Annotated in this window: 1 protein-coding gene; it reads right to left on the reverse strand. The window is 64.9% G+C overall.

Translation table 11 applies throughout. From position 1 onward, the window contains the following. Window positions 1–118: 118 nt before the first annotated feature. Window positions 119–2337 (reverse strand): catecholate siderophore receptor Fiu (locus HBH1_RS24705; protein ID WP_233207701.1); only part of this gene is annotated, 2219 nt, incomplete at its 5' end.

Here is a 2337-nt window from a genome sequence, read left to right on the forward strand (position 1 = left end):
GGGAGGGGGAGAGCGGTGACGACAGACCGTCGTCACCGGAAGGCTAGGGCCTTAGTTTGCTTCATTCGAAATCAGTTCGAAGTGCACTATGCTGCCCGATTCAACACGATGCCGCGGCCTAGAACTTGAAGTTGCCCGTCAGCGCGAAGGCGCGTGGGGCGCCCGGCGTGTAACGGTAGCCGCTCTTGTTGATGGAGGCGGCGTAGTCCTTGTTGAACAGGTTGGTGACGTTGAACTGCAGGTCCACCGTCTTGTTGAACACGTAGCCGGCCATGGCGTCGGCCACCACATAGGCGTCGGTCCGGGTGGGCGTGCCGATCGCGCCGTCACGTCCGCGCCGCAGACCACCCGAATACCGCAGGCCGCCGCCCACCACAAAGCCCTGCGGCAGGCGCCAGCTGGCCCAGCTGGTGAAGGATTGCTGCGGCGTGTAGTTCAGGACGTTCTCGCCGCTGGCGGTGACGATCCTGCCGCTCTCGACGGTGCTGTTCATGCGGCTGTAGCCGGCGGTGAGCGAGAGCTTGGGCGTCAGTTCACCGCTCACGCCCAGTTCCACGCCCTGGTTGCGCTTCTTGCCGGTCTGGAAATAGACGCCGCTGGCTTCATCCTTCTCGACCTCGTTGCTGACTTCGGTGCGGAACAGGGCGGCCGTCAGCAGCAGTTTGCGGTCCAGGATTTCCCACTTGCTGCCGACTTCGGCGGTGCGGGTCTTCTGCGGTGCGTAGTCGGGGTTGGATGCGCTGTCCTTGCTGGCGCTGAGGTTGAAATTGGCACCGCCCGGGGGCTGCTGCGAAGTCGCCATCAGGGCGTAGAGGCTGCTGTTGCGGGTCGGCTTGAAGACGCCGGCCAGCTTCCAGTTCAACAGGTTGCCGGAGGTCCTGAGTTCGGTCGGACCATTCTGGTTGAGGTTGAAGAAGCGGGTGCGATAGTGGTCTTCGCGCAGGCCGACGGTGATGGAGAAGCGTTCATCGAACTTGATGGTATCCAGAAGATACAGCGAGGCAGTGTCGGTCTCGCCCTTGTTGCGGCCGCTGACGTTGATCCTGAGCTTGCTGTCGTCGAAACGCGGATCGGGCGCATACAGGTTGGCATCCGGTCGCGGGCCACCGCTGGCGGTGAAGGAAAGCGCATCCTGGCGTTCGCTGCTCAGTTCCAGTCCACCCACCAGGGTGTGCTGCAGGGGACCGGTAGCGAGCTCGGTACTCACATGGGTCTGGTTGCTGAGGATGTGGTTGGCCTGATCGCGCCGGTTGATCAGCTGGCGGCCCAGCAGCCAGGTGGAGCGGTCGTTGATCGAAGGTGTCTTCAGACCGGTATCGAAGCGGCTGCTCTTCGCGCCCGTGGCGAGGAAGGAGCTGAGGCGATAGTCCTGGTCGGTGCGGGCGTAGCGGGTGCTGTTCTGCAGCTTCAGTTGCGGTGAGAAGTCGTGCTCCACGCGCAGGGTGTACATGTCGGCATTGACGCGGTCATAGTCGTCGACATGACCGTAGAAGTTATGCGGATTGACCCTGGGTGCCTGGCTCAGGAAGGGGCGTGCGGGGTCGGGCGAGCTGTAGCCGGGCAGACCGATGGTGGAGACACCGCCATCGGGGCGGTTGTTCTGTTGCATGTGGAGGTAGTTCAGGAAGATACGGGTCGGGCCGTTCAGGCCCCAGGCCAGCGAAGGCGCGATGCCGTCGCGGCTGCTGTGGACTTCATGGCGGCCCGGTACGCCGCTGTTCTGCTTCATCACATTCAGGCGCAGCGCCAGGCCGCGATCGGTGTCCAGCACCCGGTTCCAGTCCACCGTGGCGCGCTTCTGGTTCCAGCTGCCGTAGGTGGCCGAGGCGTTTAGCGCATCGGCCAGTTCGGGCTGCTTGGTGACCAGGTTGATGGAGCCGGTCGGCGAGCCGCGTCCGTTGTCGGTGCCGGCCGGGCCTTTCAATACTTCCACCTGCTGCAGGTTGAAGACATCGCGCGAGATGGCGCCCAGGTCGCGCACGTTGTCCACGAAGATGGCGCCGGAGGCGTCGAAGCCGCGCATGTAGACCGTGGCGCCGGTGCTGGTGCTGCCGTTCTCGCCGAGGAAGAAGGTGCCCACGCCGGGCGTGTTGCGCAGGGCCTCGGTGAGTGAGGTCGCGCCCTGCTGCTCCATCAGCGGGCGTTTGATGATCTGCAGGGTTTGCGGAGTATCGACCAGCGGCTGGGTGTATTTGGGGGAGGCCGAGCGCTCGGCCTTGTAGGGCGATTCCCGCGCGGCATCGACCTGCAGGCCCGGCAACTGGGCGCCGCCGGTCTGGGCATGGGCGGCCACGGCGGGTAGCAGCAGGGCACTGGCGAGGGCGGTGCGCAGGCGGG

This window comes from Herbaspirillum sp. BH-1 (assembly GCF_002870055.1).
Lineage (GTDB): Bacteria > Pseudomonadota > Gammaproteobacteria > Burkholderiales > Burkholderiaceae_D > Herbaspirillum > Herbaspirillum frisingense.